Origin of the sequence: Duncaniella muricolitica, assembly GCF_910574735.1 — a bacterium.
GTDB lineage: Bacteria > Bacteroidota > Bacteroidia > Bacteroidales > Muribaculaceae > Duncaniella > Duncaniella muricolitica.
The window spans coordinates 1-17574 of sequence record NZ_CAJTCF010000080.1; the positions used below are offsets into that span (position 1 = coordinate 1).

Below are 17574 nucleotides of genomic sequence, written 5' to 3' on the forward strand. Positions count from 1 at the left end.
AAAAAAAAAACAAATATGCAAGTAAAATAATGTTTATTTTCTTGATATTCAATAGCTTTTATGAGCGTCAAATGCGAAGTGATAATTGAACGTTAAGCTGCTATTGTTTCGTCATAATATGAGTACGGCATACCTACCTGAGTAGTTACTAAAGTCAGCTTAAAAACCCTGCCTTAGACTCCGTTTCCCACTGCATAAAGCGAGCCATCCGACGTTTTGAATGGCTCGCTTTTCAGATGTGAATCCTCCTCTATTTTGACGCAGTTGCCTTCTTTTTCTTCGTAGGCTTGAATAGCTTATAGTTGATGCCGTAGAGTTTGAGTTTTCTGTCGAGCGTTGGTGCGGTTATTCCCATCGCCTCCATTACACGAACTTTCTTGCCATTGAATTTTGTGAGTAGATGTATTAACTGCCCTCTCTCATCCTCCGGCAAATCTTCTCCATTGTTTGTTCTTGTGATTTTGAGATCTGTTCCACGGATTTTTCCATCCTCGCAACAGATGACGGCGTTTTCGATGCAACTCTTAAGTTCCCGGTAATTGCCGGGCCAGTCATGCGAAGTTATTTTGATGATAGCACACTGCTCCATTGACGGAATATTCGCTATTCCTTTCGACACACAATAATCCTCAATCATCTGATTAGTATTTGGAATGATGTCTGCCTGACAGTTTCTAAGTGGTGGCAGATGAACCACGTTATGACTCAATAATTCATAGAGCCGACGGTCAAACCGGTCATTATTTATTTCGGACAGGTCGAGGCAAGAGGCTATGAAATGTGCGGTGAATGGAATCCACACATCACTGCCGACGCAGCGAAATTCTCCCCTTTCAAGAACATCAACCAAAACATCCTGAATATTTAGTGGAAGCGATGGCAAGTCCCTGAGATAAATCAAACCCTTATCATTAGCTTTCTGGAGTAAGCCTTTTTTATTCTGTTTAATTTCCCGACGGAAATTACGGACCACACCAAGGAGTAGTTCCATACCATTTTCAACATCTAAGTCGGCACATGAAATTTCTTCCAGCCTGAAGTCGCTGTTTGTTGCGATGCAGTGAACATGTTCCGAAAGATAACTTTTGCCAGTCCCCGCCTCTCCGGTTATAAGAACCGGCTTGTCATGATTAACAAGGTTGGTCAAATCCCGGATAGCCTTGTTGTATTCCTCTGAAACATGTTTGTAGCGTTGTGGACGTCTTGCAAAAATTTCATACTGCTTGAGTATCTTATCAAGCTCGTTGATACTGCCTCGCTCGATCTCGTAAATTTCTTGAGAGCCTAACCTACAAGCACGGAATCCAGTTCCAGCGTCCTGATTACTATAAATTGCGACACATAAGAGTTCGGGGACGTGAACAACCCACGATTTTATCAAATCAAGTCCATTCTTGTCATTGTCATCAATGTTGATAAGAGAAGCGTCATATCTCTCATCCCGGATTGAGGATTTTGCATCGAAAAAATTCTTAATCCAGCAGACATCATAGCCCTCACGATGGAGGGCATGATATATAGAGCTTCCTGCTCTTTCATCTGGCTCATAAAGAAGAATCTTCATATTCTGATTGCAGTTATTATAATCGGACAAGAAGGTATAAGCCTTCCAAAAATTATGGTTTTTATGTTGTAAAACATATTTCTATAATAAAAAGTTGACGGAATGGCACTCTCTTAATAGTCAAAAACATAAAGACTTCGAGGTAAAACATAAAGCCCCTTTATGTTTTGGCTTTATGATTTAACAATCTGGAACACAAGTTAAAAGGCGTATTGCGCTGATTTACACCTCATTCAAAAATTATTTATCTTTTCACGAACCATAATAATGCCCATTAGTTATGCTTTTCGATAAAATTATTGTTTAATAACTAACAACCGACGCCTATGACAAATAGCGATGAAATCGTCGAAGCGGAATTTGTCCGGTTCATCCAAAGTGGTGAACTGGACAAGCTCAAGGAAGCTTTTGAGAACTTTGCCTCGCACCTCATCAGCTTCATCCACAAACCAATTCATTGGGTTGAAAAGCATCACTGCCTTGTGAGGCTCAATGCCATTTTCAGCGTCCACACTGCAAAGACGGAGTGCCGCGTGACTCATGCATATCTCTCACTTGCCCTATCTCTCATCAGAACGATGAAAGAGTTACTTATGGCGGCTCAAAAGCGATGTGCGGATGCTCTCAGTTCTTTCCGTTCAGCATTTACACTTTCCGATGGAGAGCCATTGGAGTGGACTGACGGAGTTTGTTGCATATACGAACTTATCCAAGGGCTTGTAACAAAAGGCTGTTTCAACAATGGCAAAGCCAAGCTGGAAGATTTAATCAACTTTTTCAATGCCTCTCTCAACATGAGTCTGACAACTGACGGCAGTTATGAGAATGGTCGTCAGATGAAAAGAAGAAAAGGACGCAAGGGCATGGCAAAGTATGATGAGCTAAGAAACATTGAAAGTCGCTCATATTGGATTGACGATATGCGTGCCTGTCTTAATGACAAATGGATTCGTCAGGACGCGGCCGGGGACGGTCGCGGCGTGAAATAACTCGAAAAACACAAACAGCGACAGCCGACATCTCCCCGGATGCCGGCTGTCACCTTACTTAATCCCACGTCGTTCAAGCAGAGCCTGAACATCTCCAAGTCTATAATGTATTTTTCGCCCCACCTTTACTGGAACAAGTACCCCTGACTTGTCCCAGTTATAGAGGGTTGTATGACAAACCCCGAATTTCTCCATGACCTCTGCTTTTGTCAGTAGTTTCTCTACCGCGTTATCGGCGGCTATCGGACAAACTTCATCGAGTATTCGCTCAACCAGTCTGTCGCCGAGCAAAACGAGGTCGGAATATTTTATTGTGATATTGAAATCGGTGACGCCGCTTTCAATAAGAGTATTGATGTCAATCATGCGATTCCTTTTCCTGTCTGATTGTTAAGTGAGCCAGTCCCAGACAGGTTTAGGGACTGACTCACTGTTTTTATAATTTGGGGCCGGCGGCTCGATAGCCTCCGGGTGGTGTAAAACCACAGCCTCCGATGACGATGCGGTCGCTCAATGGTTCACGTCGGTGATAACCTACTTCGACTGGCTCTGCTACCATAGACTCCTTGTTGCCATTAGATTGAGCCGGTGCTTCTACCCTCTGATGCTCATCTCGCTTAATCTCCTCTCCGTCCTGTTCCTCTTTCTTGGGAGCGAGGGCGGCGGTTATCTTGCGGTCAAGGGCAGCGAGGTCGGATTTGAGTTGTTTCAGTTCGTCCTCTTTGCCCCACGACTTCGAGATTATGGCTTCGAGCTGTGGAACATCGGCTTTGAGTTTGGCGGTACGTTCCTCATACTGGGCGATGATGCCGGGTATTTTCTCCAGAGCGTTGACGAAGTTCATGCAGGCGGCGTGGGTGTCGCTCATTGCGATGAAGCCGTTGTTGAACTTGTATTTATAGTTCCCTTCAACCACAAAGCGGTTCTGAACAGCCTCTTTGCCGTCAACAATTGTGCGCTCCGAGATTATGCTGATGGGGAAGCCATAGACTTCGCCGATACGCTTGTACTGACCGTGGGTGTCGGTGCGCTGCGCCAGTCCTTGCAGATGGAGACCCATGTTCTTCTCATCGGAGAGGTTACAGGTGTCGATAGTGAGATTGTTGAGCGGATTGCAGTCCTTATCTCTCCTTACGACTGCCTCATAACGGGCGACATCAGCCTTCATCCTTTCGATTGCCGCCTCGTTGTTGGCAATGTCGTGGGTGATGGTCTGATACCTGAACTTGGAATCGGAGATACCCTTATTATGCGCCTTGCGCTCACTCTCCAGCGAGGCTATGCGTTTTTCGAGTTTCGCCTTTTCCAACAGGTCGGTGTTGCCGCTGAGAATAGCCATATACTCCGAAAAGTTCATGCCGTTCTTTTCGTCCATTGCGCCTTCGTCGATGGTTCTCGCTCCGAGTGCGCCGGATTTGAGCTGGTCAATGAATGTCGCCTTGCAGTGAAGAAGATTGAACTTGTAGGAGTCCAGTGACTTTTCCACGGCATAGATGATGACATCCACCTTGTTGTCAGCATAAAGCTTGGCAATCTCGTTGCCTGCTCGTATGGCTCTGCCGTCTCTCTGAGTAAGGTCTGAGGGTCGCCACGGCGTGTCAAGGTGATGAACCGCGACACACCGCTTCTGGGCGTTGACTCCGGTACCCAGCATTGAGGTCGAGCCAAACAGCACACGAACATCGCCGTCGTTCATTGCCTGAATGACAGCCTTACGGCTTCGCTCCGTCTTACACTCCTGAATGAAGCGTATCTCATGCGCCGGAATACCGTAGCCCTCAATCAGCTTTCGCTTGATTTCGGAATAGACATTCCACTCGCCCGGCTTGTATGTGCCGAGATCGCTGAAAACAAACTGTGTGCCTTTCTGAGCATCGTATTTATTATAATACTGAGCAATCATTTTGGCACAATGGCTCGCCTTGTTGTTCGGATCATCCTCGTATGACGGGTCAATCATACGCATATCAAGAGCCATCTTTCGTGCATAATCCGTGGCGATAAGCATCTTGGCTTTCTCCTCGGTTTCCGACAATGGACCCCTGCCAAGAATAGTGGCGTCGCCACTCTCGGCAAACTTCATCAGCTTTTCAATGAACACTTCCTGCGCCGGTGTCGGCGGGATGTTGTGAAGAATCTCGTTCTTCTGCGGACGGTCAACGCCAACATCCTCTGCCGTTCGATAGTCGGTGATTTCATTATAGAATGCCGCCAGTTCCGGCACCTTGATGAAGTAGCGGAAACGCTCCTTAGGGACAATGTGGTTGGTAACATTGAACTCGAAGTCGGTTGTTTTCTTGGCGAAGATTGCCGCCCATGCGTCGAAGCATCGGATGTCCTGACGCTCCAGCTCATTGGGCCGGAGATACTTGAACAGCAGATACAGCTCGGTAAGAGAGTTACTGATTGTAGTGCCACTGAGAAAAGTAGCTCCGAGGTCTTTGCCGGTACGCTCCTGAATGGTGCGGATGGCATACAATAGGTTGAGTGCCCTCTGGCTTCCCTCACTGTTGCCTAAACCTGCCACACGGTCATGTCGGGTGTTAAACATCAGGTTCTTGAACTGATGCGACTCGTCCACGAAAATGTGGTCGATGCCCATCATTTTGAAATCTACGACAGCATCCTTGTTCTGCTCCATCTGATACTGGATTGTGGCTATCTTGGCGGTAAGGTTCTCCTTGCGCTTAATCAAGCCTTTGAGCATACCACGGCTGATGTCGTGTCCCTGCTGCTTCACTACTTCGAGGTTTTCCTCTACCGTGTCAAGTTCCGCCTGAAGAATCTGCTGCTGCATCTCCGGCGACTGCGGTATCTTGCCGAACTGGTCGTGCGACATTATCACGCAATCGTAGTCGTTGTTCTTGATCTGGTTGAAGAAATTGACTCGGTTGTCCGCCTTGAAACTCTTTTCATCGGCGAACAGGATGCGGGCGTTAGGATAAGCCGACTGATAGGTCATGGCAATCTCGGCTACGTTGGCTTTGAGACCGATAATCATCGGTTTGTGAGCCAGTCCGAGACGTTTCATTTCATGCGCTGCAATGCACATTATCAGCGTTTTACCACACCCCACTTCAAAATCACAGACACCGCCGCCGTTCTGTTTCAGCATCCATATACAGTCCTTCTGAGACTGATAAATGGAGCTGATTCCATAGCGGTCACCCAATATTTTCATATTGAGGTCAGGGAATGTCTGGTGGCTGCCGTCGTACTGCGGGCGCACGAAGCAGTTGAACTTGTTGTTATACAAGTCCACCAATCGCTCCTTGAACTCCGGCGACTGTGCCTCCAACCATTCTGAGAAACCGTTACGAATTTCATCAATCTTGGTGTTGGCGAGTTGGATAGCCTCGGTGTCCGGCACCTTGATGTCCCGACCGTCCTCATCCTTGCCGATTGATTTCTTTATGTCCGGCACGGTGTTGTGGAGAGCGTGTTTCAGAAGATTCATGCCGTCGTAAGTACGGTAGTAGCCTCTGACGCAGAACTCCTCCCATATCTTCATATTGCCACGGCTGTTGGTTGCTGAATACTCGTCCATTGAAGATGAATAGGCAATCTTTACGTCAGTTGCGTAGAGATACGACATATAGGCGGAGTAGATGCCGGTCGGGATCCATCGCTCACCGAAATTGAAGTCCAGTTCATCGAACTCGATGCGGCGGGGCCGGGCTTCCTCCAATGCCTTGAGAGAGTCCTGCGACAGGGCGATGAACGGCTCGATACCGTCATAGCCGGGGAATCCCTTGATGCGTTCTTCCTCGCGGTCAATCCATGCTTTGACTGCCTCGGCTTTAGCCACGACGTTTCCGGCTATGAATCGGTCTTTTATCTCGTAATTGCTGACAAGCGGATTGTAGTAGATGTGTCCGGCAAGGTTCTCAACTATTGCGTCCTCATCCATATCCACAAGCGACGACATATATTCAAGATTGACCTCTCCGTATTTGTTGAGGGATGCGGTCAGTGCCTCTAACGGTGTATCTACACTTGTAACCTCATCGAGAGCGAATGAAACGGGATGGTCAAAGATGTCAGCCTTGACAAACTGACCGTTCTCACCTCGCTCCAATGCCAGAGCGTCACGACCGTTAGCGTCCATGAGAATGAACTTGACATTCTGTTTCTCATTTAGGTTGCCATATCGGGCTACAAATTCATCGTAATACTGGTTAAGGTGTTCGCGCAGATGCTCCGATGGCTCATGTGTCTCCGCCTCGTAGTTGTAGAGCTGCTGGTATGTCTCGGACATGGTGATATACAGCATGGCGCGCTTCTCCTGTTCAGGTTTTAGACCGAGAGGCGTAAATGTGGCTCCTGACTTTCTAACATCTGACAGGAATCCGACCATGCCGTCTGCAACGACCATTGAGCCGTTCTTATGGAAGAACTGGATATCCTCCGAGAAAGGACGGGGCGACATATCGCGCTCAATGGGAATAGCCGTTACTTTCGGCTGTCGGGTACGACCTCCGGGAATGAAATCGCCTTCGGTCTTTTCGATATATGTCTCTCCGGGTGCTATTCCGGCGGCTTGTGCCGCTTCCTGTGCCTCGTGCGCCAGACGCATCTCCTCCATCTGGCGATGGGCAATCGACATCATTGTTTCATAGAATCCGTTGATAGGAGGATTGTCCTCCCAGTTCAAAGAGCCGTAAAATTCGAGTTCCTTTTCAGAGAGAGGACGGAATTTTTGAACAGGAATGTCTTTGACCGCTACGCTTGGTTTTGGTTTGGGAGCTTCCTCGCTGTGTCTGGGTTGCCGTTTCGGTTTGCCGATAGGCTCCAGCTCTCCGAAAAGATTGTAGGCGAAAAGACGCGGGTCGGGATTGTCCGAGTAATCGGGACTGCCATCGGTCTCTATCTCTTCGGAGGGTTCCGGCTTCGGTGGATCAACAGGTTTAGACTCTGCTTTAGGACTCTGGTTAGGCGTAACCGTCTCGACCACCTTTTGCCGGGGTGTCTTTTTCAGCTTCGGATCCTCCAACTGCTCGCAGATAGCCACACGTTTGCCTGCCCGCACAAGTTTTGGCAGATAGGTGTCAAGAGCATGATGCGGAAACCCAGCCAATTCAATGCGGTTGTCAAGGCCGTTCATTCGGCGCGTCAGAGTAATACCAAGTATTTCAGACGCTTCGATTGCGTCTTTGCCGAAAATCTCATAGAAGTCACCCACGCGGAACAGAAGAATGGCATCGGGATGCTTCTTCTTCATCTCCTGATACTGTTTGAGCAAAGGCTCATTCTTCTGTTCAATCTTCTCGGCAAGCGGTTTCTGTTTCGGTGATTCCGGCTTTACTTCGGGTGTCGGCTTTACCTCCGGCTTCGGTGTCGGAGTCGGCTTGACAGGGTCTGGCGTGGGAGGTTTTATACCATTGGAATTATACAGCTCCAGATTCAGACGCAGGTGCAGCGATTCATCAAGAGCCTTGCGCAAGTCCTCGGCTATACCATCAACTCCGCCTTCATGTTTGTAGATGATTGCTGGTTTACCGAATTGATCTGTGCCGACTTTAGCATCAGTGCATATCACATTCTGGGGAAACGCCTGAAAGAACTTGTTGCCAGACACTTTCGTACCACGGTCAACGACCGACTGGATGAAAAACTCCTCATCAGCCGACAACGCCTTCTTACCTGTATGCTTCTGGAGAATGATAAGGTCTGACCCGGCATCGGTTCCGGCATTATCGCTGAAAGTGTTGTTCGGCAAACGCAGAGCCGCCACGAGGTCAGCACGCTTCACAAGCTCCATCCTCACAAAAGGGCTGGCAGCATTCATCACACCCTGGGACGCAATGAACGCAACCAAACCGCCCTCACGCACTTGGTCAAGTGCTTTGAGGAAGAAGTAATTGTGAATGGTCTTGGTCGCCTGACGGTAGGCAATCTCCTTGCTCACAGCATACGCAGGGTCAGGAACAGCAAAATCTCCGAAAGGAACATTTGAGGCAGCGACATCGAAATAGCCGTTGAAGTCACGCTCGATTTTCTCGAAGCCTTCTATGCGGGTCAGAATGGACGGATGCAGCGCCGAAAGGATTTTGCCCGTGAGCAAATCCTTCTCATACGCCAATACCTCGGCACCGGGGTATCGGTCATTGCGCAGAAAAGAGTCGATGAAAGCACCCTGACCGGCAGAGGGTTCCAGAAAACTTTTCACCTCGACGCCGGCGTATTTCAATGAATCAGAAATGGCATCAACGATGCGGTTGTCGGTATAGAAAGCCGTCAGCACCGATGCTTTCAGAGAGTCCATATAACGTGCAAACTCCCTGTCATCCTTTGAATAGTCATGGATAAGGCGACGCAGTTCAACGGTCGGAGCAAACAGTTCGATGTCCGATTTGCTCCACTTGGCAGCATCAGCCAGTTCGTTGGCATCGTTGAGTATGCACTTCATCCCGCCGAAGCCGGCATACTTCCGAAGTATATCGCGCTCCTCGGCATTCTGCGCCGAGCGTCCGGCGACACCGAGGCGAAAGGCAAGTCTTATCGCCTCGATGTTGTCGCGCATAACTTTTAGTCTGTTATATGCCATATCAGTGGAAATAGGTTGTGAAGTAGTCGTCGATTACGCCGAGCAGCTCGGTCTTGAATGCCTCGTACTCCGCTGAATACACGGGGTACAGATCGGGAGAATACCTCTCACGATACTCTTCGAGGACATCATCCATATCGGAGATGAAAAAGTCGTAGCCTTCTTCCGGACAGTAGTCGGAGAGGATTTCTTGGACGAGAGCATCGAAGGAGTCGGACTCATAACCCTGCATGAGAGCTATCATAGCCAGTTCCTCGGCAGTGGGCACATCCACCCCTCCGCGTCGCGCCTCCCAGAACACCTCGTATGCCTGATCTGCGCGGGCGTTGATGAAGCTGAGGTCCTCTGCTTCAGGGTAGTTGTTGCGAGAGAGAAAGTTTGACAGGAAGCGGATGTATGCGTCGAGTGTATTTTTCATAATTGTAGCTGTTTAGGCGTTTTCGGATTTGTTTTTGCTGACCACCTGAGTATTCCCAGCGGCATTGATTATCACTTGGGCTTTGAAAGTCTTGCCGCTACGGGCGCGGAAACCTCCGATGAACGGTGTCGAGCCGGTCTTGACGAGCGATGCGAGCTCCTCGTGGGTAAGCGTCACGCCGTAGAACTGGCGGAACACATAGTGACCGCATTCCGGATTGTCGCACATCGCCACTCTGCCGAATGTCTTCATCACGCCCTCTGAGCAATGAGGGCACGGGATGTCTTCCTCCATTCTGGGGAAGAGCTTTGCCGAGGCGAGAATTCCAGCCGTCACATCGCGGGTGAACTGTTTGAGTTGGTTGTCGTATGCACTCGTTGAGAGTACATCACGGGCGACTTCCTTCATCAGATTGTCCACCTTGACCACCTCGCCGATGTCGGCAATCTTCATCTCCTTGATAATGCTGTAAAGCAGACGACCCTTGGTAGTGAGCGAAATGCGCCCCCATGCGTCGCGCTCGATGAGACCGCTGGATTCCAGATGGACGATGTCTTTGGCAATTCCGTCAGAATAGACTGTGCCACGTATTGCAAGAAGATCCTCGATGAGAGTGGCGTCCGTGTAGTCTTCGGGCATCGGAGACTTTGCGGTACAAGAACCGGTTGAGAAGATGTCTGTCGCCTCACCTTCGGAGAGTACAGGCATCGGCTGGGATTTCATCAGCGTATCGGGGAAGAGCGAGTGCCAGCCTTTGGTCCTGTAGGCTTCGCCTCTCCATTCGTAGCGGACGCCCTCGCACTCAATGATGACACGGGTACGGATAACCACAGCGTCCTTGCTGAATGCCTGATACATCCTCTTGACGATGAGATGATAGATGCGGCTCATGTCGTCATCGAGAACCAGAGGAGGCACGCCGGTAGCCACAATGCCGTGAGTGCCGTACTTGCTCTTATCGACTGCTCGACCGGGAGCCACGCCGATATTCGCCATTGCCACGGATGCGTAGTTGCTGTATGACAGCATCTTCTCCAGTACCTTGCGACATTCCTGATATTTGCGCTGGGGTACGGTACTTCCGGCTGCGACGGGGAAAGAAATGAGTTTTCTCCCGAAGAGACGGTGCGCCGCCTCATAGGTGCGCAGCGGAGTCATGCCGAAGATGCGTGCCGCGTCAAGCTGGAGGTTGATGAGGTTGTAGAGCTTTGGAGTCTTGACTTTCGCTTCGATTTTCTCCACGGAGAGGATCTTGACCTCGGATGTGGACTTGGGAGAGACATCGTTGGGGTCGATACTGCGGAATGGGAAGATGTTTCCGTCACGGTTCTTGATTGCGATAGTCGTGTAGTTGGCGGATGTCTGCTCGGCACACTTGACCATAAGGTTACGGTCGGCAATCATCTTCAGGACGGATGCGCTGGTGCGTCCGATGCGGTAAGTGCCACGGCCGGCGGCGAAAGCGAGAGCACGACGGGCATTCACACCCACGAGCCAGTCCGCTTCATCCCGGAGTCGAGCCGCCTGATACCACTTGTCATAGTTCTCTGCCGGCATAGTATAGGATATTGCGCGGTTGAGACCTTTCATTGTCAGGTCGTTGATGATGGCACGGCTGTAAGGAAGCGTGCAGCGCAGATAGGAGTAGAGATAGCGGAAACTCATCTCACCCTCCTGTGTGGGCTCGACTGCCACGATGATGCTTTCGCTCTTGGCAAGCAGCGACTTTATGATGTCGAGCTGTGCGTTTGCCTCCGGAGTCATGGACTCGCCGTTCTGACGGTAACGTGTGGTAACACCGAGAGTGAGATATTTGGGAAGGTGAGGGAAGCTCTGGTCGCGGAACCAATAGGATGCCTGACCGCGAGGGGTCGAGATTTCCACCATCTTGGGAGTCATCCAGGTGATGTAATATTTACTGCCGTAGAAGTAGCGGTTGCCTTCGTCGTCGTTGGCGGTGGCACGTGCGATTGCGAGTGCGGTTGTCTTATTTTGGGCTATGATTGTAATCATAACTATTTGTGTTTGTGGGTTTTTGATTTGAATTTCATTGTTCCGGAAAGGGTATAAGAATGGCTCGCAGATGCTTTCACACCTGCGAGCCATGGTGTGAGTATCAGCTGATTAGAGCTTCTGCCCAGACTTCTTTTTCTGTTCCGGCTTGGGCTGGGTCTGTCCCTGTTCGAGAGGTTCCTTCAACCCCTTTGTCGCCTCGTTGGTCTTACCCTGCGAGTTGACCGCGACCTGCGTCTTACTCTCCTCCGCCGGCGTGATGACCTTGGCATTGTCGGGGTCGGAGTTGTATGTGTAAGGACGCTGTTTGTCGGGATTGAAGCGGATGTAGATTGTGCTTGGCACACCTTTGGCATCCGGGACGCCATCGACCTTGATGGTCTTTCCGGCGACATAATCCGCTTTCTGCTGGTCAGAGAACTCTACTCCCTTCCATTTGCCGAGAGGCTTGATGCTGCCGTCGTTCAGAACCCAGTTGTTGGTATTCTTTTCGGCGGGTGCCTCCTGCTTTTGGTCTTGGGATTGCGACCTCTGCTGACCGAGGCGGGCATGGACGGGAACGAACTCCGCCTTTTGCTCTGCCGCGCTCACCTGTAGGACTGCCGGGAAAGTCTTGCCGTCTTTGAGCGTCACCTCCTTGTGGAGCTGTTTGCCCGATTTCAGCAATCCGATTTCCTTTGGTGTCAGTTCCGTCTCTCCAATCTTGTTGCGGATATAGAGAGCCGACACCGGGAGAGCGATAAGCTCGTTGGTCTTGCGGTCGATGCTGACATAGCTGGGAATCGTATTCCCTTTTGCATCTTTCAGGTCGATAACCCTGCCGAGGTTGCCTGTCGTTTTCAGCATCTCCTTGTCTTCCTTCGTGAACTTCACGCCGTGAAACTCATCGTTGAGATTGGGTTCCTGACGGATAAAGTGCGGGACCACCTTGATACTTCCGTCGGGATTCTCGTACAGTGAGAGTCGAGCCTCCAGCTCGTATTTCTCATTGCCGAAAGTAGGAGTGACTTTCACAAGGTCGGACATCCGGTTATTGACCATGTTGCGGAGATTCTGCTCACCGATTGACTCCTTGGTAATCCCCCATGCCGCAAGATTATCCCAGTTGATTTTGGATTCGTCAATCTGCTTGAAGCGTTGGGGTTCCTGAGTCTGGGCAGTGTCCGGTGCCGGATTGACAGCCTCGGAGACCGTTTCCTTCTGCACCTCTTTCGGTGCGCCGTCGGGCATCTTCACCTTTGCCTCGGCGAGCATATCCTTCGCTCCGGGCATATCGGGATTCTGCACCATCTGGTTGACCGCGAAACCCATCGTGGGAACTTGATCTGCCGGCACCTTGAAGAAGCCGAAGATTGTTGGATTCTTACACTGGGCGGTAAAGTTCCGCAGAAAGTTGTCGAGAATGTCGGCGTGTCGGTCGAATGTCAGGAATTTAGCTGCCTTCGCGGGGTCTTCCATTTGTGGTGTACCGTCAGGTTTCATGCCGGTAACCACACCGGACTCACCCGTCTGGCTGTTGTGGGCAATCAGTGCGTCTTGTTTCTTCAAATCTTGTTCTTGCATCTTGAATTGTCAGATGTTTTGGAGGTTCACAGATTTGTCCCGTGGGGACCTCTTTTTCTATTGGCTTAGGATGTTTGATACCCAGAGCCACGGCAAACTCCCGGAAGAAATCTATCAGGTCTTGACCGCAATACCAGATTCGGGAGCCTTTTGTGCCAGTTTTGCTTTGATAAGCGCGTAGTCCGTACAATTTACGCCATTTACGGAGAGTCTTATCGCTGCAAGAGAAAATCTTCTGTACTTGCCATTCGGGATACATGGCATCCGGTCTAATGCCATACGTCTCTTGTGGCTTTTCGGGCAGCATGGGCGTTGGCGCCGCATTGATCGCCAACCTGTCCATACCATCCGCAATGCGGGTGAGAAGACTTATAAAGTCACCGGCTTGCTTAGCGGTTATCACAATGGTGACAGTATTTTTATCTTGTATCGTAGTTATATCCATTTTTTCGTCGATTAAAACTTACGATGCAAAATTACTGCCTCGCCAAAAGTTAACTTTTACGGTTGCTTTCAACCGGGTAGCGATTGCGTAATATAAATTTCAGCGAGTGGTCAACTCTCTGAAATCAAAGATGTTTTGTGTGGCGTTGAAGTCCAAATTTCCATTACCCGGTTGGCATTATCCGAGTATTTTTCAGCCCAGTTTTACTTCAAATCGAGCAGATGACGCAGTTCAGGGTCGGCGGCAATGCGCATTTTCTCCTCTGCAACTATCTTTTTCACCTGTTCCTTGATGGCTCGATAGTTGGTCTGTATGGCACTTTCCATAACATCATCACCGTTTTCATCAATGAAATTGGTGACGATGGGAAGTTGCTTGTACGCCTTTTCTTCCAACTTGACTTTCTCGCTGTCCACTACAATCTCGGCATGGAAGATTTTCTGGTCTATACGTTCTCCGAAGTTATCGGAAACGGCACCGACAAACATACCCTGCGACAATCCGCTGATTTTACTCGGTGGTATGAGGCTGTCCATCTGAGTGTTGATTGATGTCGATACATCCTGACGGTTGATGGAGATTGACTGACGCTTCTGAAGCACCTTGCCGAAACGCTCGGACAGCGTTTTGGCTGTTGAACCCACGACCTGTCCGGAGAATATGTTGCCGACTGTGTTCATTACTACCGCCGCCTCCGGCTTGCCGTAGTCACGTTCCAACTGGGAGAAGTCCTGAAAGCCGAGACATACTGCGACCTTGTTGCTTCGGGCCGTGGCAATAAGGTTGTCAAGACCCTTGAAGTATATCGTCGGCAACTCATCAATAACCACGCCCGATTTAAGCATACCTTTCTTATTGATGAGCTTGACGATACGGGAATTGTAGAGACCGAGAGCCGCGCCATAGATATTCTGACGGTCGGGGTTATTGCCGACACAGAGTATTTTCGGAGCCTGCGGGTTATTGATGTCGAGAGTAAAGTCATTGCCCGACATTACCCAGTAGAGCTGCGGAGAAATCATACGCGACAAAGGGATCTTTGCCGATGCAATCTGTCCCTGCAACTGGTCTGCGGCTCCTCCCTGCCATGCGTCCATGAACGGCGACAGATAGTTCTCCAGCTCCGGATATGAGGATAATATCGGGAAAATGTCCTCATAGCGGCGGTTAAGGAACTCGATGGCATGAGGGAAGGTACAGTAGATACCTCCTTTATAGAGTTTGAGATACCATATAATACTCGCCAACAGAATGATAGGTGATTCCACGAAGAAATCGCCCTGTTTCTGAATATCGGGTAAGTCAAGGGCATTGCTGCCCCCTTCTCCCCTAAGAACCGTACGTGAGAGTTTCCCCTCATACGGCTCAAGCAACTCAATATTTCTATTTGTTGTTAGAAATCGGCTCATACTTTCAACATTTTCGTTTATTTCGCTTGTAGCAGTTGTTGTGGACAAGTTGCCGTACAATCGAACCACCAACAGATATTTCGTTGACGTTCCATGCTTTTGTACAGTCTATTTCCTTGCCACATAACGGACAAATCCGGTTCTGCTTGTTCCATAAATATAAGAGAGACTTACGTCCTTTGAGAGATTCCAGCATTTGTTGCTCCTTACGCTGAGAGAAATAATCATCGTATTCCGGGTCAAAAGGATTTGCCTCTCCCTTGACTTGCTTGTACGGAGTATAATGTATATCCGACAATCTTTTAAGGGTCAGGTAGTTCACTTTCATACTTTTCGTTTCATATTTCCACGCAAACGTCCATTTGCGTCCCCGAATTTCATGCCAATACCTGTCTGCGACCCAAGACTTGCGTTTCTTAGGGTGACGACGTAAGGCCCATTTCTTCGTGAGATTATAAATGTGGTAGTCGCAACCATGAAAAGCATCGGTCGATGCACCATATCGGTAATAGTTACCCCATCCTGTAATTACAGGATTGAGCATTCGTATCAGCGATTCCTGCTTACACATCTTATGTCCTTTGACTATGTCACTGATTTTTGCCCTAAAGCGTTTCTGTGCGTCTTTGGACGGAGATGTGTATAGCTTTTTGCCGAACTTCCTTACATTGAAACCCAAGAAATCAAATCCGTCATATATGTTCGTAATAGTAGTTTTCTCTTCGGATAAGGTAAGACCTCTTTCTTTGAGAAATTCTATCACTATTGGTTTGACTTCGTTTTCCAATAGTTCCTTATCTCGGCCTGTGATTATAAAGTCGTCAGCATAGCGAATAAGATTTACCTTGTAATGGAATGTCTTGTTGTTACGCCATAGTCTTTTGAATCTTTTAGCCAAGAGCGGCTGAAGCCCGTCAAGTACCATGTTTGCAAGTGTCGGTGATATGATACCTCCTTGTGGCGTACCCTCTTCTGTCGGGAATAGTTTTCCGTTGAACACAGCTCCACATTTCAACCATTTTCTGAGTATTGTCTTATCCATAGGGATATTCTCAATGAGCCAGTCGTGGCTGATGTGGTCGAAACAGCCTTTTATATCTCCCTCCAAAATCCATTCGGGAGAATGTTGGCGGTTTAAAACCGTATCAATCTGACGGATTGCGTCCATTGTCCTGCGCTTCTTTCGGAAGCCGTAGGAGAAACGGTCGCCTGTCGTTTCGGCTATCGGTTCCAATGCCATGAGATATAAAGCCTGCATCGCCCTGTCTTTCATGGTCGGTATTCCCAACGGTCGGAGTTTACCGTTCTTTTTCTTGATGTGAACCCTACGGAGTGGCTGCGGATTGTAGCCACGGCGTTTCAGTTCACTGATTGCTTTGTACTTGCGCTTGGGAGAGTCCCAAAGCTGTTTATCTACTCCAGACGTTTTCTTCCCTTTGTTGGAAGTAACCCTCTTTACAGCCAATGCCTTGGCGTAAAAAGAGTGAGTGAGCATCCATTGCAAGGCTTTCACCTTGTTATGTCTGCCTTCTTTCTGAGCCTTTACAATACGCGCTTGAAGCTTTCGGACATAGGCTTCGCACTTGGACCAGTTCATACCGTCCCAAGTCAGATTCCTGTTGTCAGCAGGCGCACACGATGTCTTAGTTTCGTTCATTTGCTTTCCTCCTTTTGAAAGTTCTAAAAGTTATCTTGTAAAGAGTTACCATATACGGAAGTCTGCCCACTTTCGTGTCGGATGATGTTATCCACAATCAGCCCGTGATGTCGATTCAATCCGTATCCTCCCCATTACAGGGAGGCGTTCGCTTTCTCCGTTATCTCATACCTGCACCCCTTTCGGCTTGCCTTGCGGTTCGCTTACTCGCGTTGTTACGAGAGAGATACAGGCTTGCCCTGTTCCACGTAATTGACAAAAGGATAGTTTAGGTTCTGTCAAGTCCACCGGCAGTGCCATGTCCGTGTAACCCCAACATGGGCAGGGGTTATCCGACTGCTTACCTTTTGGTGAGAGCTAAAGTATCTTCCGCTCCTTCAAACCTCACGATGGCTAAAGACAGTTCACTTATGTTAACCATGCTATCCAGCCTCGCCACTCGGCAGTATGATACTAACCGCCCTTGACGTTCCCTCACGGTTCAGTCTTGTCCTTTCGGAGAGTGTACTTTGTCCTATAAGCTTGGCACAACCCATCACTGGAGATGCACCTTATAGTAGGCTACCGCTGACGGAACAGCGGGTTAAATCATGCAACTAATATCACTGTTTAACAATCAATTACGCGACTTTACAGGTCACACCCACGTCTTGTTGAGATTGAGCATTATGGTGTACGCCGATTCGTATGCGTCCGCTATGTCGGTCATGAATGCCGGCGCGATTGGATTGCATCGGTGGCTCCGTCTGGGGTCATCGAAATTTATCACATAGAACTTGGCCCCTTTGGGATATTTGTCCTTGTTCTTCAGAAAATGATTATAAACGATTGTACTGAGGTCTGCGAATTTGAAGTGTAGGCTAAGCACCCGGCGCCGTGTCATATAATCATGACCGGTTTCCAAATACTCGCCTCCGAACCGGACGTACACCTTCCAGCGTATCCGGCTCTCCGTTTTGATATTCAGTC

The 17574-nt window shown here is 49.1% G+C and carries 9 protein-coding genes and 2 pseudogenes; 1 reads left to right on the top strand and 10 read right to left on the bottom strand.

Annotated elements, in window-relative coordinates; all coding sequences use genetic code 11:
• Positions 1–250: 250 nt before the first annotated feature.
• The gene (locus QGT73_RS14450) at positions 251–1564 is read right to left on the bottom strand and encodes a sigma-54-dependent transcriptional regulator (RefSeq protein ID WP_280122874.1); all 1314 of its coding nucleotides are present in this window, start codon (positions 1562–1564) and stop codon (positions 251–253) included.
• A 326-nt stretch (positions 1565–1890) separates the two neighbouring features.
• Between QGT73_RS14450 and QGT73_RS14455 the strand changes: the two genes are divergently transcribed.
• Entirely contained in the window at positions 1891–2553 is a 663-nt protein-coding gene (locus QGT73_RS14455) for an RteC domain-containing protein (RefSeq protein WP_280120648.1), read from the top strand.
• A gap of 54 nt (positions 2554–2607) precedes the next feature.
• On the opposite strand, the gene QGT73_RS14460 is transcribed toward QGT73_RS14455, so the two are convergent.
• The 9 genes and pseudogenes from QGT73_RS14460 to QGT73_RS14500 all read right to left on the bottom strand — a co-directional run.
• Positions 2608–2919 carry a helix-turn-helix domain-containing protein gene (locus tag QGT73_RS14460; protein WP_280120649.1) on the bottom strand — a complete coding sequence of 104 codons (312 nt, stop codon included), beginning with the start codon at positions 2917–2919 and terminating at the stop codon, positions 2608–2610.
• A gap of 70 nt (positions 2920–2989) precedes the next feature.
• Entirely contained in the window at positions 2990–9100 is a 6111-nt protein-coding gene (locus QGT73_RS14465; RefSeq protein ID WP_280122875.1) for a MutS N-terminal domain-containing protein, read from the bottom strand.
• Between the two features lies 1 nt (position 9101).
• A complete protein-coding gene (locus QGT73_RS14470; RefSeq protein ID WP_280120651.1) occupies positions 9102–9518 on the bottom strand; it encodes a DUF1896 family protein in 417 nt (138 codons plus the stop codon).
• A gap of 12 nt (positions 9519–9530) precedes the next feature.
• Positions 9531–11531, bottom strand: coding sequence for a type IA DNA topoisomerase (locus QGT73_RS14475; protein ID WP_280120652.1), 2001 nt, complete (start codon positions 11529–11531; stop codon positions 9531–9533).
• A gap of 111 nt (positions 11532–11642) precedes the next feature.
• On the bottom strand, positions 11643–13079 hold the full coding sequence (locus QGT73_RS14480; RefSeq protein ID WP_280120653.1) for a DUF3945 domain-containing protein: 1437 nt from the start codon (positions 13077–13079) through the stop codon (positions 11643–11645).
• Positions 13033–13539, bottom strand: coding sequence for a hypothetical protein (locus QGT73_RS14485; RefSeq protein WP_280120654.1), 507 nt, complete (start codon positions 13537–13539; stop codon positions 13033–13035). The genes QGT73_RS14480 and QGT73_RS14485 overlap by 47 nt, the downstream gene beginning before the upstream one ends.
• Positions 13540–13742: 203 nt before the next feature.
• Positions 13743–14831, bottom strand: a pseudogene (locus QGT73_RS14490) (TraM recognition domain-containing protein); the annotation flags it as partial.
• A 121-nt stretch (positions 14832–14952) separates the two neighbouring features.
• Positions 14953–16605 (bottom strand): group II intron reverse transcriptase/maturase, encoded by a 1653-nt coding sequence (ltrA, locus tag QGT73_RS14495; protein WP_005647985.1) that lies wholly within the window; start codon positions 16603–16605, stop codon positions 14953–14955.
• Positions 16606–17245: 640 nt separating this feature from the next.
• Positions 17246–17458 (bottom strand): annotated as a pseudogene (locus tag QGT73_RS14500) (conjugal transfer protein TraG); the annotation flags it as partial.
• Between the last annotated feature and the right edge of the window lie 116 nt (positions 17459–17574).

Excerpts from the sequence above, each read along its gene's own strand:
- QGT73_RS14450 (WP_280122874.1), bottom strand. The coding sequence starts at position 1,564 with ATGAAGATTCTTCTTTATGAGCCAGATGAAAGAGCAGGAAGCTCTATA.
- QGT73_RS14455 (WP_280120648.1), top strand. The coding sequence starts at position 1,891 with ATGACAAATAGCGATGAAATCGTCGAAGCGGAATTTGTCCGGTTCATC.
- QGT73_RS14460 (WP_280120649.1), bottom strand. The coding sequence starts at position 2,919 with ATGATTGACATCAATACTCTTATTGAAAGCGGCGTCACCGATTTCAAT.
- QGT73_RS14465 (WP_280122875.1), bottom strand. The coding sequence starts at position 9,100 with ATGGCATATAACAGACTAAAAGTTATGCGCGACAACATCGAGGCGATA.
- QGT73_RS14470 (WP_280120651.1), bottom strand. The coding sequence starts at position 9,518 with ATGAAAAATACACTCGACGCATACATCCGCTTCCTGTCAAACTTTCTC.
- QGT73_RS14475 (WP_280120652.1), bottom strand. The coding sequence starts at position 11,531 with ATGATTACAATCATAGCCCAAAATAAGACAACCGCACTCGCAATCGCA.
- QGT73_RS14485 (WP_280120654.1), bottom strand. The coding sequence starts at position 13,539 with ATGGATATAACTACGATACAAGATAAAAATACTGTCACCATTGTGATA.
- ltrA (WP_005647985.1), bottom strand. The coding sequence starts at position 16,605 with ATGAACGAAACTAAGACATCGTGTGCGCCTGCTGACAACAGGAATCTG.